The organism is Aeromonas sp. R1-2 (assembly GCF_040908505.1).
Taxonomy (GTDB): domain Bacteria; phylum Pseudomonadota; class Gammaproteobacteria; order Enterobacterales; family Aeromonadaceae; genus Aeromonas; species Aeromonas veronii.
The window spans coordinates 85274-107319 of record NZ_JBFODU010000010.1; the positions used below are offsets into that span (position 1 = coordinate 85274).

The window sequence follows — 22046 nt, forward strand, 5'->3', positions numbered from 1 at the left end:
TTGGCGCGGTTCCCTTATCTATCAAGCAGTTTCGGAATAGGTCATGAGCGATAACAACAAGAAAAGCATTGCAGTGCTGGGCGCTGGCCCCGCCGGTTTGATGGCCGCCTGGCGCCTGCGCCGCGCCGGTTTTGCAGTCACCCTGTTCGAGCAGGAGCCGGTGGTCGGCGGCATGTGCGCCACCCAGACCTTCAAGGGGCGCGATGGGGAGTATCGTTTCGACTACGGCGGTCACCGCTTTATCACCAAAAACCCCGAACTGCTCGCCTTTATCGACGAGCTGATGGGGGACGATCTGCTCCACGCCGAGCGCAAGAGCGTGATCCGCTTTGGCGGACGCACCTATGACTACCCCTTGAACCTGCCCAACCTGCTCAAGACGGCGCCGCTGGCCCTGATGGCCGGTGCGGTAAAAGACTTGCTGCTGTTGCCCTTTAGCAAGAAGCCGGATGATTTTGCCAAGGCGAGCTTTGCCGAGTGGATCCAGAGTCACTTTGGCCGCACCCTCTACCGTCAGTTCTTCGAGGGCTACACCGGCAAGCTGTGGGGCATCAACCCGGACAAGCTCTCCGCCGACTGGGCCGGCCAGCGCATCAGCCTTATCGACCTTAAAGACGTGGCGCGCCGCCTGCTGCCAAGACGCAACGGCAGCCTCTCGGTACGCACCTATGCCCGCAAATACCGCTACCCCAAATATGGCTTCGGCCAGATCTTCACCACTCTGGGGGAGCGACTGGTGGCAGAGGGCGTTGAGCTCAAAACCGGCGCCACCATCACCCGCCTTGAGCAGGCCGATGGCCGCATCGAACGGGTTTATTGGAAAAAAGATGACGTTGAGCAGAGCGAGCGCTTTGATCAGGTGATCTCCACCCTGCCGCTGCCGCTCACCTGCCAGCATCTGGGCTTGCCGTGCGATCTACACTACCGGTCGCTTCGCTTCGTCAATATGCCGCTTAAAACAGAGAACCTGTCGGACAACACCTGGCAGTACCTCTCCGACCCCCATATTCTGGCGACCCGCCTGCAGGAGCCGCGCCGCCGCAGCCCCTTTATGGCGCCCCAGGGCCAGACCTCGGTGATGCTGGAGATCCCCTGCAATCCGGGGGATGCCACCTGGCAGGCACCGCTCTCTGATCTGCGCGGTCGGGTTACCGCCGATCTGGCGAGCCTCGGCGTCGATACCGCCAAGCTTGGCGATGAAACTTTTGAAGCGCGTAGCGAATACGCCTATCCGCTGATGGATCTCGGCTATCAGGCCCGTCGTAACGAAGCGATCAAGGCGCTGATGCCCATCACCAACCTCATCATGACCGGCCGTCAGGGGACGTTCCGCTACATCTTCACCGACACCGCCATGGAGATGGGGATGATGGCTGCCGACATGGTGATCGACGGGGTGGACAGACGCCACGCCATCTTTAACCATCGCAACGAAAATACCGTGATTGAAACCCAGAGCGTGGCCTGATGGCCGCGCCATTGGCATAAGTAAGGAGAACAGGATGACCATCCGCCCGGGTTTACTCGCCCTCACCCTGCTGCTGGCCCTGAGCGGGCAGGCGCAGGCTTACTCCTACGCCGCCGCCGGCAAGGAGCCACTGATCGACGCCCGCGAAGCGCTGCTGGGCGCCGCCACTGACGGCAAGGATGCCAGCGCCACCTTGAGCGAGATTGCCGACGAGCTGGCCTATCTGGAACAGCACCACAAGGTGGAACTGCAAGCGCCGCTGGCCGCCGCCATCAAGGCCAAAGATGCCGCCGCCACCGCCGCCCTGCTCAACCGCGCCTACAAGGCGGAGATCGAGCGCCGCCTCGAAGGGGCCAGCCAGAATCTTGGCGACTACCAGACCGCCAAGGTGCTGGTGGTCAAGAGCAAGCGCTTCCTCGACTTGATCCTCCCATCACTCAATGAAGGGGATCGCAAGGCCGCCGAGCTGGCGCTGGCCAAGGTGCTGGATGCCATCGGCAACCCGGGGGTATTCGGGGTGGGCGCCAAGCCCGCCGATGCTGCCGCCTTTAGCGATGCAGAAAAAGCGCTGATGGCCGTGCTGGCGCCGCTTTGATGGCAACCTGCCAATCATTGCGCCACCTCGCTGTGACAAACGGTGGGTTTCGCTGCGATCTACCCACCCTACGCACGGCCTGCCGATAAATGCACCCGGACGCTGGTTTGCCCCCTTCTCCCCTTGCGGGAGAAGGGCTGGGGATGAGGGGTAAGGTAATGGCCCGGCGTTGGCCTTCCCCCTGCTCCACCACCATTTGGCTGCTCATTCTGCTGCAACTGGCCTGGCTCGGCTGGCTGCTGGCCTTCCCGGTGGCGCTCGATTCCGATGATGCCCTCAATTTCGCCCACGGGGTGACGCGCTTTAGCGTGCTGGAGTTCTCCCCCCACTTTCCGGGCTACCCCGCCTTTATCTGGCTGGCGCGGCTGATCAATCTGGCGATGGACGATCCGGCCCGCGCGGTGCAGTGGGCCAGCCTCTTGGGTAGCAGTTTGCTGGCGCCGCTCGCCGCCTTGCTGGCGGTCAGATTGTGGCAACGGCCCAGCCTGCTCGCCCCCGTCTGGTTGCTGGTACTGGCACTGCCGCTCACCCCGACGCTGGCGCTCTCCGGCCTTTCGGACGGACCCGCGCTCGCCGCCTGGCTCGGAACGCTGCTGGCCTTGCAGCAGCGCAAGAGAGCGCTGGCGGGTCTGTTACTGGGCCTTATGCTGGCGCTGCGTCCCTCCTATTTTGTGCTGGCGTTGCTGCCCCTGTGGCTCGGGCTGGCGCAGAAGGAAACGCGCGTCAGGTTTGTGCTCCCCATCGTGCTGGTGGGGCTAGCCTGCCTGCTGTTTGTCTGGCAGGCCGATGGCTGGGCCTATTTCAGCGAGGGGCGGCGCTTTACCGATGGTCACTTTACCCTGTGGGGCAACACGGCGGCGGCCCACGGCGATCGGCTGCTGAGCTGGGCGAGCACCTTCAACGATCAGCTCACCCCGCTTTGGCCCTTGACTGTCGGGACACTGCTGGTACTGCCGCTTTGGCAAAGAGCAAAAAACCACACTGCCGCCCTCCCCCCGCTCTGGACGCTCTACTGGTTTGCCCTGCTGCTCTGGACCCTGTTTGGCCAGAACCCTGACAATCCCCGCCATCTGGCCCCCATCACCCTGCTCGGTATTGTGCTGCTGGCAGGCTGGCTGCCACGCCGTGGTGAGTGGGTGGTCGCAGTCGCCGGATTGCTGCTGCTCGGCGTGACCTTTACCCTGCCCCGTCCACCCGCCATGGTGCAGGCAGCAAGGCTCGCAGAGAAAAGCTGCCCGGCGCTGGTGACCCAGTGGGGAGTGAGATTGCTGCGGGAGACCACAGCTCTGCCGGTGACCGATGGCTGGTACAAGGGGGATGCGGCGCTGGCGCTCTCTCTGGGAGCCTGTCGCCTCAGTCGCCGCCCCATCGCCGCGAGCGAGATGCCCAGCGCGGTGCGCCAGCACTGGTTTGCCCCGCGCTTTGCCGCCGAGCCCGGACTCTGGCTCGCCATACCGGATCCATAGCTGCGACAAAACTGATAGACTGCTTTTTTCGCGCTTTTCAACCCGACGTTTCGCATCAACTGGACACCCTATGCCCCAATCGCCAACAGCTCAGGCTGCCGCCCTCTCCCCCCGCTTCCTGTTTATCCTGCTCGGCGCTCTGGCGGGTCTGACCCCGCTGGCGGTGGATATGTATCTGCCCGCCATTCCGGCCATCGCCCGGGATCTGGCCACCAGCATCGACGGCGCCCAGCTCACCATCAGCGCCTTTTTGGGCGGCTTTGCCATCGGCCAGCTCTTCTACGGCCCGCTCGCCGACAGCTATGGCCGCAAGCCGGTGATCCTGGCGGGGCTCATCATGTTTGCCATCGCCTCGGTGGGCTGCGCCATGGCGGACTCCCTGCCCGAATTGCTGGCCTATCGGATGTTGCAGGCAGCGGGCGGTGCGGCGGGCTCTGTGGTGGTCAATGCCCTGCTGCGCGATCTGTTCGAGAAGGATGCGTTTTCTCGCGCCATGTCGTTCGTCATTCTGGTGATGACCCTGGCGCCGCTGGTGGCCCCTGTGGTGGGCGGCTATATCAGTGCCCACGCCGACTGGCGGGTGATCTTCTGGCTGCTGGTGGGGATCAGCCTGCTGATCTGTCTGGTGATGCAGTGGAAAATTCAGGAGACCCTGAAACCGGAGCACCGTCAGCCCCTTAATCTGGGCCAGATCCTCAAGAACTACTGGGGGGTGCTCTCCCATCGCGGCGCCATGGGTTATGTGCTGTGCGGCTCCCTCTCCAGCTCCGGCATGTTCGCTTTCTTAAGCGGCTCCCCTTACGTCTATATCGAGTACTTCAAGGTGCCGACCGAGCACTACGGCTGGCTGTTTGGCCTCAATATCCTGCTGATGATGGTGGTCACCTTCGTCAACAGCCGACTGGTGAAAGGGGTGGGCGCCGAGCGGATGCTGCAATACGGCCTGCTGGTGCTGCCCTGCGCGGGCGCCCTGCTGGTCTACAACGCCTGGAGCCAGACCGGCGGTCTGTGGGGCATCGTCATTCCGGTGGTACTGTTTGTCGGCCATATCAGTCTGGTGGGCGCCAACGCCATGACCGGCCTGATGGGCCACTTCCCGCAATCTGCGGGCACCGCATCGGCACTGGCGGGCACCCTGCGCTTTGGCATCGGCGCCCTGGTCGGCATTCTGGTCAACCTCAATCCGCCCCACTCGCCGCTGCCCATGGCCATCGCCATCGCCTGCTGCGGCGTGGGTTCCACCCTGAGTTACTGGCTGCTGACCGGCAAGCGAGGCAATTGATCCCCCTCCCCCGGTCAGAAAAACGAAAGAGGCTTCCGTCAACGGAAGCCTCTTTTCGTACTGGCGCCCAGACGTTCAGAACTGGGCACTGTTGAGCCAAAGGTGCGCCCCTATGCTCACCAGATAACCGAGCAAGATGGCAGGCAGCCACTTCAGGTGGCCAAAAAAGGTATACATGCCGTGGGCCTGTCCCATCAGGGCCACCCCGGCCGCAGAGCCGATGGAGAGCAGGCTGCCGCCCACTCCGGCAGTCAGGGTCACCAGCAGCCACTGCCCCAACGCCATATCCGGGTTCATCGACAGCACGGCAAACATCACGGGAATGTTGTCGATGACGGAGGACAAGACCCCGATGAAGATGTTGGCCATGGTGGGATCCCCAGCGTCATACAACCAGTGTGATACCAGCTCCAGATACCCCATAAAGCCCAGCCCACCGACACACATCACCACCCCGTAGAAGAAGAGCAGGGTATCCCACTCCGCCTTGGCCACCTTGTTGAACACATCAAATGGCACCACAGAACCCAGACTGCGTAACCGCACGTCATCGCCATTGCGTTCATAGAGCGCACGCTTGCGGGCAAGGGATCGCGGCAGCGACTTGCGCAAATAGAAGCCGAAAAACTGCAGATAACCGAGCCCCAGCATCATGCCCAGTACGGGTGGCAAATGGAGGAAACTGTGGCATAGCACCGCCGTGATGATGGTCAGCAAGAACAGCGCGACGATGCGGCGGGCCCCCCGCTTGAGATCGACCACCTCGTTATCAGCCTCCGGCACATGACGCGGCACCATCAGGCTCATCAGGATGGCCGGCACCAGAAAATTGAGCAGAGAGGGAATAAGCAGGGTGAAGAACTGGCCAAATTGCACCTTGCCCGCCTGCCACACCATCAGGGTAGTGATATCGCCAAAGGGACTGAACGCCCCTCCGGCGTTGGCGGCGATCACTATGTTGATGCAGGCAAGATTGACAAAACGCCGATCACCGTTGGCCACCTTCAACACCACGGCGCACATCAAGAGCGCAGTGGTCAGGTTATCTGCCACCGGCGAAATACAAAAAGCAAGCCCGCCGGTCAACCAGAACAGGGTGCGCAAGTGAAAGCCGGATCGCACCAGCCAGGCGCGCAGGGCATCGAACAGCCGCCGGTCCTCCATGGCGTTGATATAGGTCATCGCCACCAGCAGGAACAGCATCAGCTCGGCATATTCCAGCAGGGTATGGCGAAATGCCTGCTCGGCGACAGGGCTCATCCCCTGTTGTGCATAGGCGATACCGATCAGGATCCAGATCACCCCGGCGGCCACCAGCACGGGTTTGGACTTGCGCAGTTGCAGATACTCTTCAGCCATCACCAGGGCGTAGGCCAACACAAACAATCCGACACAAAAAAGTCCGATTGAGGAGGATGTCAACAGAACTGGGCCACTACTGGCATGGGCGGGAGGGATAAACAGGGACAGCAGCAAAATAACAGGGGTGAGCGCAGACATGGTCTCTTCCTTTTAGAACCATCTGGCAATGATGCTAGCACCTGGATGAAAAGAAAAATTCATCCAGGTCAATTAACGCTTAATTGGTTTGCTGTCGAAACGCGGGATTATTTCTTGCCGAAACCCGACTGCTTGAGGGTATAGCCTGCGCTGTTTTGCCAGGCATCCAGACCGCTGCGGTTATTGCCCGCCACCAGACTGGCGGCCAGACTCGGGCTGTTGAACAACTGATCGGCGGTAAAGACAAAGCCGCCCTGACTGCGGGGCACTATGACCCCCTTTTCCAGCAGTTCGTGACGCAGCTCGATCACCGCTTCACGCAAAGAGGCGGCATCCTCGCCATTGGCGGTGGAACCGGCCAGCACCATAAAGCCCGGATTTTGCCGCTTGCCCACCGGATAACCGTGGGCCTCGGCCCCCTTGCCGTTGAAGTGGTAGAGCTCGCGCTCCCCCGGCCGGTTGTCGGAGAGTGCCTTTTGCAGGGTCATCAGCTCGTTGTAGATCTCGATGGGGACGACGGCAGCCTGCTTGTTGCCCTTGCTATCGATGATAAAACTGACTTGCTTGTGTAACATCCTTGCTCATCCTGTGACCCATGGAAGCCCCTATTCTAACCACCTCGGGCAAGCGGGATCCAGCGAGGATCCACTGCTCTTTTGCCGCCTTGATCACTAACTGGCACTCTTGATCAACCGTAAGGGGTGTTGATCAATGCTGGCCGTGCTAGCGTACCAAGCATGATGAAAGCCATTGACCATCAAACGGTTATCCCATGCTGACCCTGCGCAACCTCTGCAAGAGCTTCGATAACGGCAGTGAACGACTGCCGCTGTTCCACCATCTCGATCTCGCCCTCCCCGCTGGCGAGATCACCCTGCTGCTGGGCCAAAGCGGCTGCGGCAAGTCGACCCTGCTGAATCTCATCGCCGGGCTGATTGCACCGGACGAAGGGGAGATCTGGCTGGGGGAGACCCGGATCGACAACCGCTCCCCCGACGAGCGGGCGCGCCTGCGGGGCCGCCATTTCGGTATCGTCTATCAGGATTTCAACCTGCTGCCGACCCTGAACGTGGCCGAGAATCTGGCCCTGCCGCTGGCCATCAACGCTCTGCCACCGGATGAGACAAGGATTGACCAGTTGCTGCAACGGCTCGATATGAGCCACAAGCGCCATGCCTGGCCGGAGCAGCTCTCCGGCGGTCAGCGACAGCGGGTGGCGCTGGCCCGCGCCCTTATCCATCAACCCGGTTGGCTGCTCGCCGACGAGCCCACCGGCAGCCTCGATGAGCACAATGCCGAACAGGTGATGGCGCTGATGGTGGCGGCGGTGCGGGACACTGGTGCAGGCTTGCTGCTGGTGAGCCACAACCCGGCCTATGCGGCCTTGGCCGACAGGGTGCTGCGCCTCGAAGGGGGTCAACTTATCGAGCTCAAGGGACCCCATCATGACTAAACAACGACTTCGTCTGTCGGGGGCACGCTGATGCTGCCACTCAAAGCGCTGCTGCGCCTCTATCGCAGTCACCCCTGGTTGCTGCTGATGAGTCTGGCCGGGCTGGTATTGGGGGTATCGCTGGTGGTGGCCATCGAGCTGCTCAATCACAGTGCCCGCACCAATTTTGTCGCCGCCCGCAGTCAGCTGGCAGGGGAAGCCAACTACCGGCTGGCTCCTGCAGGCGGGCTGGATGAACAGCTTTATGTGCAACTGGTGACAAGCCAACCCGCCCTCGATGCCATGCCCCAGATCCATGGCTGGCTCAAGGATGAAGAGGGGCGCAGCTTTCAACTGCTGGGAATGGATCTCTTCAACCCCGGCCCCCTGCGCCAGCTGTTTGGCGCCCAACCCGCGAGCGAGCCCACCTTTTCCCTCAACCGGGCCGACAGCATCTGGCTGGCGGCCCCTGAGGCAGCTCGCCTTGGCTGGCAAGCGGGCCAGAGCCGCCGCTTTGTATTGGGCGGCAGCGATGGCGCCAGCGCCAAACCCCTAACCCTGACGCTGGCAGGCACGTTTGAACCGGGCGCCGTGCCCATGGAGCGACTGCTGATAACCGATATCGGCCTCGCCCAGCCGCTGCTGGATAAAGCGGGTCGGCTCGATCGCATCGTCTTCAAGCTAAGCGAATCAGAAGCTCGCACACTGCAGGCTACCCTGCAAACCGATTACCCTAACCAGCCCTTGTGGCTTGAGCCCATCAGCCCGGCGCTCGATGCCAGCCAGCTTGGCGATGCGCTGGCCCTTAACCTGACGGCGCTGTCATTGCTCGCCATGGCGGTGGGATTGTTTCTGGTGTTCAACGCCCAGCGATTTGTGCAGAGCGTGCGTCGCCCCCAGCTGGCCCAGTTGATCATTCTGGGGATGGGGCCGAGTCGGGTGCTCCGCTGGCTCATTCTGGAGCTGCTTATTCTCGCCACGGTAGGCACCCTGCTCGGGGTGCTGCTCGGCAGCCTGTTGGCGCTGGCGCTGATGGGGCAACTGACCCAGGCGCTGGCCGATCTCTATGGGCCCAACCCCATCGATCTGTTGCGCCTCTCCCTTGTGAGCCTGCTCAAGGCGCTGTTGATCGGGCTGCTCGGCACGCTGGCCGCCAACCTGCCCGGCTGGTGGCAACTGCTGCGCCAATCCCCCCTCGAACTGCGAGCAGGAAACAGCCGCCCCCCCGCTCACCCGTGGCGACGGCGCGGGCTGGCCATCGCCATCTTGCTGCTGTGCGCTCTGTGCCTGTGGTTGCCGCAAACCGGTCTGAGTGGCGCTCTCTTTATCGCCGGAGGCTGGCTGCTGGCCATGGCGCTCTGGCTGCCCGATGCCCTGCGCGGCCTGCTTGGCTGGTTGCGACGGCGCGCGGGCGGCCCCCTCACAGCCCGGCTCGGGGTGGCCGAGACCCTCTATCATCTCGATCGCACCGCCATCGCGGTGATGGCATTGCAGTTGGCCATCGCTGCGGCCATCGGCATCGGGGTCATGGTGTCGAGCTTTCGCTCAAGCGTAGAGATCTGGCTCGGCCAGCGTCTGGCCGCCGATCTCTATGTCACCGCCCCCAAGGGGGGGGCGGGCAACAAGGGCACCTTGAGCGACGCCACCCTCGAGACCCTGCTCACCAATCCGCTGGTGAGCGCCGCCTCGCGCCGCTCGGTGCATCCTGCCCGCTGGCAGGGGCAGCCCATCGAGTGGGCGCAGATGGACTTTATCCCCCAGCTTAAAGCGGCCTATCCACTGCTGGCCGGACGCTGGCCGACCCGCCCCGACGAGGTGCTGGCGAGCGAACCCCTGACGGTGCGCCTCGGGGTCAAGGTGGGCCAGACATTGGCGATCAGCGGCGAACAGGGGCCAAGGCAGTTCACCGTCACCGGCGTCTATCAGGACTACGGCAGCGACAAGGGGCAGATCCTGCATGCCTTCGAGGCGGGGGCGGTGCAATCCCTCGCCCTCTTTAGCAACGACCCCGAACAGCTGGCCGATCGCCTGCGCGAGCGCTTTGGCGAGCAGCTCAATCTGCTCTCCGCCCCTGCCATCCACAGCGCGGCACTCAAGGTGTTTGACCAGACCTTTGTGGTGACCGAGCTATTGAAACTGCTGATCCTCGGTATCGCCTTTGTCGGCATTGGCTCGGCCTTTATGGTGCTGGGGCTGGCGCGCCGTGGCGAGCTGCAGACCTTGCAGAGTCTGGGCTTGAGCCCCCGCCACTGCCGCCAGCTGCTGGTGTGGCAAGGAGCGGGATTGGGGCTGCTCACCGCCCTGCTGGCTCTGCCGGTGGGGTATGGCCTTGCCTGGGTGCTGATCGAGGTGGTCAACCCACGCGCCTTTGGCTGGCGCCTCGCCTTCGAGGCCGCCCCCCTTCATGCGGTCACCGCCCTGTTGCTGGCGCCGGTCTGTGGCGCATTGGCCTCCTGGTATGCAGCAAGGAGAGTGGTATGAAACAGATCAAAGGGTGGCCGCTGGCGCTGGGTATGCTCTGGACGCTCTATAGCGGGACTATCGCTGCCAGCGATCTGGGCGCCCTGCTCGGCGGCGGCAGCGACAGCTTTAAAAAGGTGCAGCCGGGGCAAACCATCCAATTGCCGGAGGATCACGCCGCCCACCCCGATTACCGCTCCGAGTGGTGGTATCTCACCGGCAACCTCAAGGATGAGCAGGGGCGCGAATATGGCATGCAGTGGACCCTGTTTAGGCAGGGTATCGAGCAAGATCTTCGCACCAGCAACCCCTGGCTCACGCCCCAGCTCTGGCTGGCCCAGTTTGCCATCACGGATCTCGACTGTGGCAGCCACCAGCAAGATGAACGGGCCAGTCGGCAGGGGCCGGGACTAGCGGGAGCCAGCGGCGGCCAATATTGGCTCAGGGAGTGGCGGCTTGCCTCGCAAGGGGCTGCGCTCTTCCCCGCCACCCTCAAGGTGCAGAGCAAGATTGGCGAGCTGAACCTCACCGTCACTGCTGCCAAGCCGCTGGTGCTGCAAGGCAAGGCCGGTTACAGCGAGAAGAGCCCGGGCAACGCCTCCTTTTACTACTCCTACCCACGCCTGCATTTGAGCGGCACCCTGACTCGCGATGGCGAAACCCGCACCGTCACCGGACAAGGCTGGTTTGATCACGAGTGGAGCAGCTCGGTATTGGCCGAGTGGCAATCGGGGTGGGACTGGTTTTCGCTGCAACTGGCCGATGGCCGCGAGCTGATGTTGTTTCGCCTGCGCACCAAGGCGGGTAACACCGAGCCAGAAAACCGTTACGGCATCTTGATTGAACAGGATGGCAGCAGCCGGGTGCTCGCCCCCGACGCGATTCGCCTCACCCCGGGCAACACTTGGCGCGGCCCCAAGGGGCAAGCGTACCCCGTCGAGTGGCAGCTCAACGCCGCCGGAATGAGCCTCACCATCAAGGCCCGTCAGCCCAATCAGGCCATGACAGGTCGCTTTGACTACTGGGAGGGAGCTGTTTCTGTCTCGGGGGATGCCAAGGGGGTCGGCTATCTGGAGATGACCGGCTACTGAACACCCTCGACAAAGGTGGCCGGTTACTCGATGACCTAAAAACAAATCGCCCTTATAACAGGGCATCACAGTGATATTGCCCAGCCACTCCTGTCACTTGGCGCCAGTAGCCAAGGATGCCTTATCTGTTTATTTATTAAACACACTCACCCACTCAACCCGCAGCCAACTTGGCTCAAGTCTGATCTTTGTCAAAAAACCTTTCAAAATCCGAGCGATAACTAACTTTTTACTCACTTAAATTATTCACTGTTTGATAGGATTCTCATCCGGACCTCAAAGTTCCAAAAGTAACCTGTCGCTGTAATTTTCCAGTTTCAGAAATCAGGCTAAAAATAGCACTAAGGGAGAGATAACCCTTTACTGTAGCCATCATACTCACCAAGGTAATTTGGTTAAAAAGTGCCCCCTATAGGTTACTGGTTTGCTATAACCACAACCGATTAATTAATCGTGCATATTAGTTGTTATAAAAATAGAGGTGTGAATTGAATAAAGAAATTTGGTTTGAATTAATAAAACAGTGGAAAAGTAGCGGAAGAGGACACTATGGCCTAACTTTCCCTTTTTTAATTGGCGCTATTGCCATAATAAATAAAGAAGAACCAACAAAACAATTTGTAACTGATATATTCACAGAAATAATAACCAAACCAGTAACAGGGTTTTATGGTGAGGTAAGATGGTGTGGCAATATTGATGAGCCTGTTATATCTGTCAGCCATATCGAAAATTTTCCTCTAATTTCAACAAAGGATAGCTTTAAAATAAATGGCGTAACATCTTTAGCATTTACTACTGATTTAATGGACATGTTTCATTTAGATTGTGAAACAGCCAAAGAATGCTTAAATAAACTTATTGAATACACATATAGTATTACAAAGGATAAAGTTTTCTCAAAGAATGGCAGAATTTTCACTGCATTCACCAACGACGACTTACATTTTATATCTGAAATATCAGGCGTGAAGTCTGCTCATTGAAATAATTCCCTTCATGACACTTACGTAACATAACAACACGTGTTTAACTCTTCATGTTACGTTGTGGAAAAATATTTTAACACCTACCAACTTTTAACAAAAGTGGGAATGACATAGCAATGAGGTTTTAATGGCAAAGGTTAGATGTAGACTAAAAGACCCTTTTCCACTTGATATATTACCAACCATAGATCTTGGAAACATGGATGGGCATAGAGACACTTTAATCGAGCATGTGTTCATTGTTACAAAGAGCATGCGTATATTTAAGCAAGACCGCCACTCCATCATTGTTGGTTCATTCGGCTCTGGCAAGAGTGCAGTTTTTAACTTATTAAAAAATAATAGCGACATATTCAATGAATATCAAAATGATCTGGTAGTATCGATTGACGAGCAAATTCAATTCGATCAACTCAAAGCGGATACTGAAATTTTATTCCCTGGTCTTTCCGAAAAACTATCATTCCAACTTTTATGGAAATTCCAAATATGCCGAAGAATATGTGAAGAGTTATCTTTATGCCCAAATTTTGGCAATGTTTCAGATGATGAAAAATACATCGCTGAATTCTTAAGTAGAACAGGTGGACTAGGTGGTCACCTTTCAATTATATCTAGATTAAAAGAACTTTTTGAGCGAGTTTCTTTTAAAGTAAAAGCAAAACTAGCTTCAATTCCAGTGGATGTAGAGGTTGCCAAGGACTCATCAAAAATAATTCACCGAGTTGAAATAAACCTAGATCAGGTCATTGAAAAAATAATAAACATTATAAATTCAAGAGGATATAGGAAGGCCACGGTAATAATTGACAAATTAGATAAATTTGTAGCTGGAGAAGAGTATAAAACTCAAAAGATATATATTGAGTCACTACTTCAAGTAGAGGATGATTTATATGATCATGAGAATATTGGATTTAAAATTTTCATACGCTCTGACTTATATGATCGGCTTGATTTTTCTGCTTTAGGTCCAGACAAAGCTGGAGATAATACTCTTAGATTACATTGGAGCACACATGAAATACAATCATTTGTTGCAAAGAGACTATTCTTTTCTTTTATGAAAGCTGGTGTTTGGACACTAAATGACATTATTCAATCGAGCGACTTCTCCGAATACTCATTAAGATGGTATGAAAAAATTCTGCTTAATGAGAATAAATCAGGTTCAAGATATATGGTAGCTCATTTTTTCGCAAAACTATTTGGGAGAAAAAGAAACCATCAACCACTTTTCGACAAATTAAATTTAATTGTTATAAACAAGCTTTTTGAAAGCAAAATAATACATGAGTGTCCACTTGGAAAGGAAAAGGAAATTAACATTAAAGATTTCTTAGATACTCATTTTTTAGATGGAAATGGTAGTTGTACTCCGAGATATATGCTTATATTCCTCAAAGAGTTACTTGATGAAGCTAGCAACTTTTATTTTAATAGCCCTGATATATATGTAACTCCAGTTTTGTCTGGAAAAGACTGGGTTTATAACATTTTTAAGCCAAATTTAACATACAAGGCGTATATCCAAGCAAAAGAGCTTTATATAAATCATGTTAGTAAAGTTGATGATAAATGGCGAGCTGCAATATTAGAGCTTCTTTCTAAAAAAGGGGTTAGAACTACTTTTGAATACAAGTGGATTAAGTCAAACATCACATTAAAACCTGATGAGAATGATGTTGGGGTAAATTTCCTCGTATATCTAAAAGTCATAGGCTTTTTAAAAGAAACAAAATATGATGTAGACATAAAGAAAAGAAACTTTGAGTTGCCTATTCTATATAAGAAAGCAATAGGTACAACTAACTCTACATTAAGTTAACTTTATAATGAACAAATAAAGATAGTCTGAAAAGGCACTGATATTAGTTCAATTATTATTTTCAAGTGCTCAAATTTGCTTATGTTATTTTGAGCACTTATTTATCAATCAAGGCTAGCTAAGATAGCTACCTATATACTTACGTATCCATATTCAATACACTTTTAAAAACCACGAACAACGATAGTTAACAGTTCATGAATCCCAGAATTCACTACTGAACCAAAATTACTTCCCCCCGCCCCCCCAGCGATTGAATAAACGCCAGAGTACGACGATTAAACTGCTCCGGCTGCTCCACATTGCAGACATGGCCGCACTGTTCAATAACCGCCAGCGAAGAGCTGGCATCGCGGGCCACCTGTTCGCGCACCGGTGCCAGAAACATATGATCCTCCTCCCCCATCACATAGAGGGTGGGAATGGGCAGGGAGCGTTCGCGAAAATAACGCATCAGCGGGTTAACCTCGGTGGCAAGGCGGAACCAGCGTTTGAACTCTTTCTGGCAGAGCTTGCGGGCCTCGCGCACAAAGAGGTTGCGCGACTCCTGATGGTGCTGGCGCGGCATGATGATGAAGGCAAACAGCCGGTAGAGCCACATATAGGGCAGGAAGTGCTGGCCGAGTCGGCCCAGTTGCACCAGCACCCGCGAGCGGATATCGAGCCGCAAAATGGCGCCCCCCAGTACCATGCTTTTCACCCGCTCCGGGCAGAGCTCGGCCAGATGACGAATAAGGATGGTGCCAAGGGAGATGCCGACAAAGTGGGCGCGGTGGATATCGAGATGATCGAGCAGCCGAACGATATCTTCGGTCACTTCCCGAAAGCTGTAGTGGCCCTTGACCACCTGTTGCAGCTGGTGGGACTGGCCGTGGCCGCGCAAGTCCAGCAGCAACACGTTGAAGTGTTCGCGATAGGCGCGCAGCTGCTTGAACCAGATGGAGGAGCTGCCACCGGCACCGTGGACAAACACCACCCAATCCCGCTCGGGACCCAGTTCGAAAGTCTTGTGATACAACATCCAATAGGCTCCCTTGGTGATGGGGGGTATACTCGGCTGCGCGCATATTAACAGAACAGGCCCGCCGATAGATATGCGCCTGACATGACCCGGATCACCCCTTGTGCGAGAACTTTCCATGGATTTGACCCGTTTGCGCCACTTTCTGCTGACCCTGCCGGGCGCCACCGAAGATACCCCATTTGGCCCGGAGATCCTGGTCTACCGCATCGCGGGCAAGATGTTCGCGCTGGTGGATTGGCAGGCCGAGCCGCTCACCATCAACCTCAAATGCGAGCCTGAACTGGCGTTGCTGCTGCGCGAGCTCCACCCCGAGGTCAAACCGGGCTGGCATATGAACAAGCAACACTGGAACACAGTGACCCTGAACAGCACCTTGCCAGATGATCTGTGGCAAGGCTGGGTGCACCACTCCTATGAGCGGGTTGTCGCGGGTCTGCCCAAAGCCAAACGGCCACAGGCGCCGCGCCCCCTCTCCCCTACTGACGACCCCACCTTATGACGCCAGCACTTTGCATTGTCCCCCTTGGCGAGGCACATATCCCCGCCCTCGTGACCCTGTTTGAGCAGGCGGTGCGACGCAGCGGCCCCGAGCACTACAGCGCCGAGCAGGTGGAGCAGTGGGCCCTCGGTTCACAACATCCGGGCTTTGTCAGCCAACTGCGCGAGCACCACGGCTGGGTAGCGGAGCAGGCAAATGTGCCCCTCGGTTTTGTCACCCTGAGCCCCGATGGCCACCTCAGCCTGCTCTATGTCAGCGCCGACCATCAGCGCCAAGGGCTGGGCAATCTGCTGCTCACCACAGCGCTCGCGGGGGCCAGAGGGCTCGGTATGACCCTCATCACCACCGAGGCCAGCGCCTTCAGTTATGAGCTATTTTTACGACATGGCTTTACGTTGACCGGGCTGGAGTGCGTGGAGCGGGGCGGAGTCAGTTTTACTCGCCATCGCCTGCACTGCTGCTTGCCAAGCTAGGGCAAGCCACTAAAATACGCTTAATTTTCGTATTGTTACTGTATTGAGGCAGCAACCATGGTGGTAGAAAGTGAAGGCTATATCTCGCTGATCGAGTATCTGGTGGAGAGTTTGGGATTGTTTGAATCCCAGCAGCAGAACGATGGTGAAGAGACCATCGAAGATCTGGTCAGTGGTCGTGTTGCCAGCAACCTGATGGCCATTTGTGAGCAAAACCCCCAGCTCGATCCCAAGGTGCGTTTCGCCATCATGCAGGAGGCCGACGCCGTGGTCGCCGATCTGGAAGAGGTGCTCTCTGCCGTCTGGCTGCGCGCCCCGACCCCGGAACAGAAAACCTTCCTCATCGAGTTTATCGATCTCATCAAGAACCTGTTCGACAGCGCCATCGGCTGATCTGCCGTCCGGTTTTCCCGCCCAACGCAAGATTTCAGAAAAGCAGATAAGGAAAAGGGCCGCCTTGGTGGGCAGCCCTGCTTGCTATCATTTTCAACCCGCCAGTGCGTTCATTCATCAGGCGGTTATCAAGGCAAGAAATGTGTCTGGACTTTGCATCCGATCCCTGGACGCTACCTAGTTAGTCCCGACTGGTCGCAATAAGTTCCCTCCTCCGACCATTTATTTTCACTTTTATTAAGAAATCGACTACAAACCTGTTCAGCGGTTCAGGCTTGGCGGCAAACAGACTCCAATGCCACCCAATCCGCAGTAGCCATCCGGGTTTTTCTCCAGATATTGCTGATGGTAATCCTCGGCATAGTAGAAGGGCGCCAGCGGCAAAATGCGGGTGGTGATGGCACGGCTGTCGCCGCTTGCCGCCATCGCCTGCTGATAGGCCGCCATGCTCTGCTGGGCAATGATTTGCTGGCTCTCGTCGCCATAGAAGATCACCGAGCGATACTGGGTGCCAATGTCCCCGCCCTGCCGCATCCCCTGCGCCGGATCGTGCTGCTCCCAGAACAATCTGAGCAGATCGCCGTAGCTGATCACCGCCGGATCAAACACCACCTGCACCGTCTCGGCATGGCCGGTCAGCCCGCTGCACACCTCTTTGTAGGTGGGATTCTGGGTCACGCCGCCCTGATAACCTGCCGCGGTGGAGTAGACGCCCGGCTGCTGCCAGAACAGGCGCTCCACGCCCCAGAAACAGCCCATACCAAACCAGGCGATCGCCATGTTCTCGGGCCAGGGACCCTGGGTCGGGTTGCCATTCACCGCATGCTGCTGACCAATCACCATCGCTTCGCGTCGTCCCGGCAGGGCATCTGCCGGTGAAATAATCTGTTCCATGAATTCTGTCCTTGTATAAAACCCTGTGAAATCACACAGCTGACGAAAAGGAGCATCGAAGATAGCAGTTTATCGCGCCGGATCAACCGGCGGGCCCCTCCCCGCTCGCCCCGGCGGACGTCTGCACCGTCCGTCACCCTTTCCCGATCCGCACGGCCAAGCCGCTCCTCGTAGACCAGAAACGGCCAAAATCAATATTTAGTCTTGATTTGTGAATTAATTTTCATATATTGAGCAAATCGCTGTTTTTTTATGGAAGAAATATCAAGTGCGTGAACGCGAACCCAGTCTGGTCAATGCCTTCCGGCAATCCACCCCCTATGTCAATGTGCATCGGGGTGCCACCTTTGTGCTGATGATGGGGGGAGAAGCCATCTGCCACCCCAACTTCGCCAATATCGTCAGCGATATCGCCCTGCTGCAGACACTGGGCATACGCCTGGTGCTGGTGTTTGGTTCACGTCCGCAAAACGATGAAGCACTGGCCCGCGCCGGTATCGAGGCCCAGTACCACAAGCGGATCCGGGTCACCGATGACGAGAGTTTCACCATCATCAAACAGGTGTGTGGCGGCCTGCAATATGACATCACCGCCCAGCTCTCCATGGGGCTCGCCAATACCCCCATGCAGGGAGCGCGGATCAGCGTGGTGAGCGGCAACTTCGTCACCGCCCAGCCGCTCGGTGTGGATGATGGCATCGACTTTTGCCACAGCGGCCGGGTGCGCCGCATCGACGTGGAGGGGATCACCCGCCAGCTCGACCAGAAGAGTCTGGTGCTGATCTCCCCCATCGGCTGCTCGGTCACCGGCGAGAGCTTTAACCTGAGCTCGGAAGAGGTGGCCCGCCGGGTGGCGGTCGATCTCAAGGCGGACAAGCTCATCTGCTTTAGCAGCACCCAGGGGGTAATGGACAGACGCGGCGAAGCCATCTCCGAGCTCTTCCCCGAGCAGGCCGAAGAGCTGCTGGTGGAGCTGGAACAAGCGGGCGAAGAGATGTCCGGCACTGCCCGCTACCTGCGTGCGGCCATTGCCTCCTGCCGTGGCGGGGTGCCCCGCTCCCATCTGGTCAGCTATCAGGATGATGGCGCCATGCTGCAGGAGCTGTTCAGCCGCGACGGCCTCGGCACCCAGATAGTGCGGGAAAGTGCCGAGCAGGCCCGCGCCGCCACCATCGAGGATATCGGTGGCATTCTGGATCTCATTCGCCCGCTGGAGGAGGAAGGCATTCTGGTGCGCCGCTCCCGCGAGCAGCTGGAGATGGAGATCGACAAGTTCACCATCATCGAGCGCGATGGTCTCATCATCGGCTGCGCGGCCCTCTACTGCTTTATGGAAGAGGCGATGGCGGAGATGGCCTGCGTCGCCATCCACCCCGACTATCGCAACTCCAACCGGGGGGATCAGCTGGTGGCCAAGGTGGCCGAGCGGGCCAAGCGGCTCGGCATTCGCCGCCTGTTCGTGCTCACCACCCGCTCCATCCACTGGTTCCGGGAGCGGGGCTTCGATCCGCTGGAAGTGGAAGATCTGCCGGTGGCGCGCCAGCGTCTCTACAACTGGCAACGCCGTTCCAAGGTTTTGTCAAAGACCATTGCCTAAGCCATTGATTATGCGTTGAGTTAGCCGACAATTTGAACTTTTTCACAAACTCGATTGACAGTGCAATCCAACGCAGGGTATTTCTAAATGCACTCCACCGCCCTGGTGGAGCCAGAAGAGGAGCGCTGCCCAGGCAGCCCAAGGGAGGACGCCAGCGTCCGGTGAACTTGGGTCAGGGGGAGTAGCGCCGAGACGAGTGAGGAGACTGGTGACCTCAACGTCGGCTGCGGGGGCTGAATCCCCCGGGTTGTCATCGGTAGTGATCATCCCACACCGCGCCCTGTCAGGGGCGGTACGGGATGGGCTCTGCAGGTGGAGTGCTTCTGGCCGGGATAGCTTCGTTCATTCCTGCCATTTTCAGCCTCCTCCTCTCTTTTTTGCCCGATGGAACCGGAATCTTAAAATAAGACAGGAGTAAGCAATGAGCCCGATCAATGTCGCCAAGTTTGGCGGAACCAGTGTCGCCAACTTCCCGGCCATGAATCACTGCGCCGATATCGTGCTGGCCAATCCCGCCACCCGGGTGGTGGTCCTGAGCGCCAGCGCCGGTGTCACCAACCTGCTGGTCGCTCTGGCACAAGGGGAGCTGGACGAAGCGGGCCGCGACGAGCAACTGGCCAAACTGGCCGGGATCCAGCAGGCCATTCTGACCGATCTCGGCAACCCCGTTGATGTGAGCGCCATTATTCATGGTCAGCTGGACGAAATTCGCCTCATGGCCCAGCAAGCCCACCAGCATACCGATGCGGAGCTGGCCGATCGCCTCATCGCCTGCGGCGAATTGATGTCTACCCGCCTCTTTACCGAACTGCTGCGCCAGCGCGGCGTCAAAGCCCACTGGCAGGATGTGCGCCAGCTGATGCGCACCGACAGCCGCTTTGGCAAGGCCACCGTCGATCTGGCCACCACCCGCACTCTCTGCCAGCAGACGCTGGGCCCGCAGCTTGGCGACAGCCTTATCATCACCCAGGGCTTTATCGGCGCCGATGGCGATGGCCGCACCACAACGCTGGGGCGCGGCGGCTCTGACTACAGCGCGGCCCTGCTCGCCGAAGCGCTCGATGCCGCCAGTATCGAGATTTGGACCGATGTGCCCGGCATCTACACCACGGATCCGCGCCTCGTCACCCGCGCCCGCCCCATTCCCGAAATCAGCTTTGTCGAAGCAGCCGAGATGGCCACTTTCGGCGCCAAGGTGCTGCACCCCGCCACCCTGCAACCGGCGGTGCGCCAGAATATTCCGGTGTTTGTCGGCTCCGCCAAGGATCCTGCCGCCGGTGGTACCTGGATCCGCGCCAGCACAGATTCAAGCCCGCTGTTTCGCGCCGTAGCCCTGCGCCGCCAGCAGGTGCTGGTGACCCTGCACAGCCTCAACATGTTCCACGCCTACGGCTTTTTGGCCGAAGTGTTCGGCATTCTGGCCCGTCACCGCATCTCGGTCGATCTCATCACCACGTCGGAGGTGAGCGTGTCGCTGACCCTGGATCACACCGGCAGCCAGAGTAACGGCGAACCGATCCTGAGCGACAAGGTACTGGCCGAGCTGGGGCAGCTCTGCAAAGTGGAAGTGGAAACCGGTCTGGCACTGGTGGCGCTCATCGGCAACCGGATGAGCGAAGTGAACGGGGTGGGCAGTCAGGTCTTCGACGCCCTGCGCGAGCACAACATCCGGATGATCTGCTACGGCGCCAGCGCCCACAACCTCTGCTTCCTGGTCAAGGAGAGCGAGGCGGGCAATATCGTCAACCGCCTCCATCAGGAGTTGCTGGACTGACCCTCACCGCGAGGTGAACCAGACCATGCAACAGGGCGCCCGCAAGGCGCCCTGTTTATTTGTATTCCGCAAAGGTATCGACTCAGGCAAGGCTGGTGGCTGGCAACTGACAGGCGACGGCTTCCCGGCGCAGTTGCTGCAAGCGGGCCAGCAGCCCGGTCTGGCCGAGCTCCGTCTCCTGAGGCGAGAGATTGTCCACCAGCAGCGGATAGTGATCCGTCACCGCCTGCATCAGCCAGTCGAGGCGACGCAGGGTGAGCGGGCCGCAGCTCTGGCCGCTCAGATCATCGGCCACATCGAGCCGGTGGCTGCGATACATGTCCCGCCACCAGTTGGCGACCAGCGCCTCGTCGCTCGCCAGCGCGGCGCTCCACTCCCCTTGCAGGGCGTGCAGGCGGGCCAGCACGGGCGCGCTGGCTCCTTCGCGGATCAGGTGGTGGATCTCCCGTTTCACCCACTTGAGGCAGAGCTCGCGCCAGTAGCGAAATTGCGGCAGAGGATCGGCCTCATCGAGCCAAAGCCCGGAGAGGGTACGGGTCTCCAACCGCTCCGGCACATGAAACTGCGGGTCGACCAGACCATTGGAGTTGTATTCAAAGCGGGGATCGAAGGTCCACATATAGCCAAAGTCGAACACGCAGATCTGCTCGCCGTCATCGAGCAGGTTGCCCGGGCTCGGGTCCCAGTCAAACCAGCCCCAGCGGGCCAGCTCACCCTGCACCTCCAGCATCTGGGCCAGATTGCGCTCGTTGAGCTGGTGGACCGGCACACCCCGCAACCAGGGGGAGACCAGCACCCCGGCCCGCGCCGAGCCGAAGCTGGTGCAGACCACGTGGGAGAGGACAGTAGGATGCAGCTCGCGCAGCGCCTCGATTTCGCGCCGCCGCTCCAGCTCGGTCAGAAAGGCAGTCTTGCCATCGAGGTTGGCCACCAGTGAATCCTGACGGCGCCGCTTGAGGCACCAGTGATGCCCCTCCACCTTGAGGTGAAACACCTCGGCGGTGAGACCGTGGCGATAGACCTTGACCACAGCCGGATGGCTATCCTTCAGCTTGACCAGTTGGGCCAGCGGCAGCGGGCAGTCGCGCTCGCGTCCGATCCGGATCTCTTCCTTGCTCTCCAGCATGCGCAGCAATCTGGCCTGACGTGCCATCACTTTGGGATTCATACATGTACCTCCAGTCGCTATCGAGAGACTAAACAGCAGATCCCTCCCAAGCCAGTGGCAAAACCCCATGATGACGCTTTCATCACATATTCCGAACAACCCCTCGATCGGGA

The 22046-nt window shown here is 58.0% G+C and carries 19 protein-coding genes and 1 riboswitch; of the genes, 14 read left to right on the forward strand and 5 right to left on the reverse strand.

What is annotated here, in order from left to right:
* Nucleotides 1–43: 43 nt before the first annotated feature.
* The 4 genes from AB5Y76_RS02635 to AB5Y76_RS02650 all read left to right on the forward strand — a co-directional run bounded on the left by AB5Y76_RS02635 (nucleotide 44) and on the right by AB5Y76_RS02650 (nucleotide 4811).
* Nucleotides 44–1468 (forward strand): NAD(P)/FAD-dependent oxidoreductase, encoded by a 1425-nt coding sequence (locus AB5Y76_RS02635; RefSeq protein WP_368177670.1) that lies wholly within the window; start codon nucleotides 44–46, stop codon nucleotides 1466–1468.
* A 34-nt stretch (nucleotides 1469–1502) separates the two neighbouring features.
* Nucleotides 1503–2063, forward strand: coding sequence for a hypothetical protein (locus AB5Y76_RS02640; RefSeq protein WP_263717334.1), 561 nt, complete (start codon nucleotides 1503–1505; stop codon nucleotides 2061–2063).
* Nucleotides 2064–2221: 158 nt separating this feature from the next.
* Complete coding sequence (locus tag AB5Y76_RS02645; RefSeq protein ID WP_263717336.1) at nucleotides 2222–3529, forward strand: hypothetical protein; 1308 nt, start codon at nucleotides 2222–2224, stop codon at nucleotides 3527–3529.
* Nucleotides 3530–3599: 70 nt separating this feature from the next.
* Nucleotides 3600–4811 carry a Bcr/CflA family multidrug efflux MFS transporter gene (locus AB5Y76_RS02650; protein ID WP_257725019.1) on the forward strand — a complete coding sequence of 404 codons (1212 nt, stop codon included), beginning with the start codon at nucleotides 3600–3602 and terminating at the stop codon, nucleotides 4809–4811.
* 75 nt (nucleotides 4812–4886) lie between these two features.
* Here the strand turns inward: AB5Y76_RS02650 and nhaD are convergent, their stop codons facing one another.
* Nucleotides 4887–6311 (reverse strand): sodium:proton antiporter NhaD, encoded by a 1425-nt coding sequence (gene nhaD / locus AB5Y76_RS02655; RefSeq protein WP_263717337.1) that lies wholly within the window; start codon nucleotides 6309–6311, stop codon nucleotides 4887–4889.
* A 107-nt stretch (nucleotides 6312–6418) separates the two neighbouring features.
* Nucleotides 6419–6886 carry a DUF4357 domain-containing protein gene (locus tag AB5Y76_RS02660; RefSeq protein ID WP_005333716.1) on the reverse strand — a complete coding sequence of 156 codons (468 nt, stop codon included), beginning with the start codon at nucleotides 6884–6886 and terminating at the stop codon, nucleotides 6419–6421.
* A 197-nt stretch (nucleotides 6887–7083) separates the two neighbouring features.
* Here AB5Y76_RS02660 and AB5Y76_RS02665 point away from each other — a divergent pair, with 197 nt between their 5' ends.
* From AB5Y76_RS02665 to AB5Y76_RS02685, 5 genes are all read left to right on the forward strand, one after another.
* Nucleotides 7084–7764: an ABC transporter ATP-binding protein gene (locus AB5Y76_RS02665; RefSeq protein ID WP_263717338.1), complete on the forward strand. Its 681-nt coding sequence runs from the start codon at nucleotides 7084–7086 to the stop codon at nucleotides 7762–7764.
* A 30-nt stretch (nucleotides 7765–7794) separates the two neighbouring features.
* On the forward strand, nucleotides 7795–10224 hold the full coding sequence (locus tag AB5Y76_RS02670; protein WP_263717339.1) for an FtsX-like permease family protein: 2430 nt from the start codon (nucleotides 7795–7797) through the stop codon (nucleotides 10222–10224).
* Nucleotides 10221–11294, forward strand: coding sequence for a lipocalin-like domain-containing protein (locus AB5Y76_RS02675; RefSeq protein WP_263717340.1), 1074 nt, complete (start codon nucleotides 10221–10223; stop codon nucleotides 11292–11294). The genes AB5Y76_RS02670 and AB5Y76_RS02675 overlap by 4 nt, the downstream gene beginning before the upstream one ends.
* 488 nt (nucleotides 11295–11782) lie before the next feature.
* Nucleotides 11783–12280 carry a hypothetical protein gene (locus AB5Y76_RS02680; RefSeq protein WP_263717342.1) on the forward strand — a complete coding sequence of 166 codons (498 nt, stop codon included), beginning with the start codon at nucleotides 11783–11785 and terminating at the stop codon, nucleotides 12278–12280.
* A gap of 130 nt (nucleotides 12281–12410) precedes the next feature.
* Entirely contained in the window at nucleotides 12411–14111 is a 1701-nt protein-coding gene (locus AB5Y76_RS02685) for a hypothetical protein (protein WP_263717343.1), read from the forward strand.
* A gap of 214 nt (nucleotides 14112–14325) precedes the next feature.
* On the opposite strand, the gene AB5Y76_RS02690 is transcribed toward AB5Y76_RS02685, so the two are convergent.
* Complete coding sequence (locus AB5Y76_RS02690) at nucleotides 14326–15132, reverse strand: alpha/beta fold hydrolase (protein ID WP_263717344.1); 807 nt, start codon at nucleotides 15130–15132, stop codon at nucleotides 14326–14328.
* Nucleotides 15133–15250: 118 nt separating this feature from the next.
* Between AB5Y76_RS02690 and AB5Y76_RS02695 the strand changes: the two genes are divergently transcribed.
* Genes AB5Y76_RS02695 through AB5Y76_RS02705 form a run of 3 tightly spaced genes read left to right on the forward strand, consistent with a single transcriptional unit; the run spans nucleotide 15251 to nucleotide 16500 of the window.
* A complete protein-coding gene (locus tag AB5Y76_RS02695) occupies nucleotides 15251–15634 on the forward strand; it encodes an MmcQ/YjbR family DNA-binding protein (protein ID WP_263717345.1) in 384 nt (127 codons plus the stop codon).
* The gene (locus AB5Y76_RS02700) at nucleotides 15631–16107 is read left to right on the forward strand and encodes a GNAT family N-acetyltransferase (protein WP_263717346.1); all 477 of its coding nucleotides are present in this window, start codon (nucleotides 15631–15633) and stop codon (nucleotides 16105–16107) included. Before AB5Y76_RS02695 ends, AB5Y76_RS02700 begins: the two co-directional genes overlap by 4 nt.
* Before the next feature lie 57 nt (nucleotides 16108–16164).
* A complete protein-coding gene (locus AB5Y76_RS02705; RefSeq protein WP_005333735.1) occupies nucleotides 16165–16500 on the forward strand; it encodes a DUF3802 family protein in 336 nt (111 codons plus the stop codon).
* 261 nt (nucleotides 16501–16761) lie between these two features.
* On the opposite strand, the gene msrA is transcribed toward AB5Y76_RS02705, so the two are convergent.
* Nucleotides 16762–17394, reverse strand: coding sequence for a peptide-methionine (S)-S-oxide reductase MsrA (gene msrA, locus AB5Y76_RS02710; protein ID WP_005333739.1), 633 nt, complete (start codon nucleotides 17392–17394; stop codon nucleotides 16762–16764).
* A 268-nt stretch (nucleotides 17395–17662) separates the two neighbouring features.
* Here msrA and argA point away from each other — a divergent pair, with 268 nt between their 5' ends.
* Both argA and lysC read left to right on the forward strand, forming a co-directional pair.
* Nucleotides 17663–18991: an amino-acid N-acetyltransferase gene (gene argA / locus AB5Y76_RS02715; protein ID WP_005345063.1), complete on the forward strand. Its 1329-nt coding sequence runs from the start codon at nucleotides 17663–17665 to the stop codon at nucleotides 18989–18991.
* A gap of 107 nt (nucleotides 18992–19098) precedes the next feature.
* A riboswitch (Lysine riboswitch) is annotated at nucleotides 19099–19322 on the forward strand.
* Between the two features lie 90 nt (nucleotides 19323–19412).
* Nucleotides 19413–20765, forward strand: a complete 1353-nt coding sequence (gene lysC / locus AB5Y76_RS02720; protein ID WP_263717347.1) for a lysine-sensitive aspartokinase 3 — start codon at nucleotides 19413–19415, stop codon at nucleotides 20763–20765.
* An 82-nt stretch (nucleotides 20766–20847) separates the two neighbouring features.
* On the opposite strand, the gene AB5Y76_RS02725 is transcribed toward lysC, so the two are convergent.
* On the reverse strand, nucleotides 20848–21933 hold the full coding sequence (locus tag AB5Y76_RS02725; RefSeq protein WP_005333743.1) for a hypothetical protein: 1086 nt from the start codon (nucleotides 21931–21933) through the stop codon (nucleotides 20848–20850).
* Nucleotides 21934–22046 lie beyond the last annotated feature (113 nt).

What these genes read in the sequence shown, in the direction of transcription:
- AB5Y76_RS02640 (WP_263717334.1), top strand. Translation starts at nt 1,503, where the DNA reads ATGACCATCCGCCCGGGTTTACTCGCCCTCACCCTGCTGCTGGCCCTG.
- AB5Y76_RS02675 (WP_263717340.1), top strand. Translation starts at nt 10,221, where the DNA reads ATGAAACAGATCAAAGGGTGGCCGCTGGCGCTGGGTATGCTCTGGACG.
- nhaD (WP_263717337.1), bottom strand. Translation starts at nt 6,311, where the DNA reads ATGTCTGCGCTCACCCCTGTTATTTTGCTGCTGTCCCTGTTTATCCCT.
- AB5Y76_RS02705 (WP_005333735.1), top strand. Translation starts at nt 16,165, where the DNA reads ATGGTGGTAGAAAGTGAAGGCTATATCTCGCTGATCGAGTATCTGGTG.
- AB5Y76_RS02645 (WP_263717336.1), top strand. Translation starts at nt 2,222, where the DNA reads ATGGCCCGGCGTTGGCCTTCCCCCTGCTCCACCACCATTTGGCTGCTC.
- AB5Y76_RS02650 (WP_257725019.1), top strand. Translation starts at nt 3,600, where the DNA reads ATGCCCCAATCGCCAACAGCTCAGGCTGCCGCCCTCTCCCCCCGCTTC.
- msrA (WP_005333739.1), bottom strand. Translation starts at nt 17,394, where the DNA reads ATGGAACAGATTATTTCACCGGCAGATGCCCTGCCGGGACGACGCGAA.
- AB5Y76_RS02685 (WP_263717343.1), top strand. Translation starts at nt 12,411, where the DNA reads ATGGCAAAGGTTAGATGTAGACTAAAAGACCCTTTTCCACTTGATATA.
- AB5Y76_RS02670 (WP_263717339.1), top strand. Translation starts at nt 7,795, where the DNA reads ATGCTGCCACTCAAAGCGCTGCTGCGCCTCTATCGCAGTCACCCCTGG.
- AB5Y76_RS02660 (WP_005333716.1), bottom strand. Translation starts at nt 6,886, where the DNA reads ATGTTACACAAGCAAGTCAGTTTTATCATCGATAGCAAGGGCAACAAG.
- AB5Y76_RS02665 (WP_263717338.1), top strand. Translation starts at nt 7,084, where the DNA reads ATGCTGACCCTGCGCAACCTCTGCAAGAGCTTCGATAACGGCAGTGAA.
- AB5Y76_RS02695 (WP_263717345.1), top strand. Translation starts at nt 15,251, where the DNA reads ATGGATTTGACCCGTTTGCGCCACTTTCTGCTGACCCTGCCGGGCGCC.
- AB5Y76_RS02690 (WP_263717344.1), bottom strand. Translation starts at nt 15,132, where the DNA reads ATGTTGTATCACAAGACTTTCGAACTGGGTCCCGAGCGGGATTGGGTG.
- AB5Y76_RS02635 (WP_368177670.1), top strand. Translation starts at nt 44, where the DNA reads ATGAGCGATAACAACAAGAAAAGCATTGCAGTGCTGGGCGCTGGCCCC.
- AB5Y76_RS02725 (WP_005333743.1), bottom strand. Translation starts at nt 21,933, where the DNA reads ATGAATCCCAAAGTGATGGCACGTCAGGCCAGATTGCTGCGCATGCTG.
- lysC (WP_263717347.1), top strand. Translation starts at nt 19,413, where the DNA reads ATGAGCCCGATCAATGTCGCCAAGTTTGGCGGAACCAGTGTCGCCAAC.
- AB5Y76_RS02700 (WP_263717346.1), top strand. Translation starts at nt 15,631, where the DNA reads ATGACGCCAGCACTTTGCATTGTCCCCCTTGGCGAGGCACATATCCCC.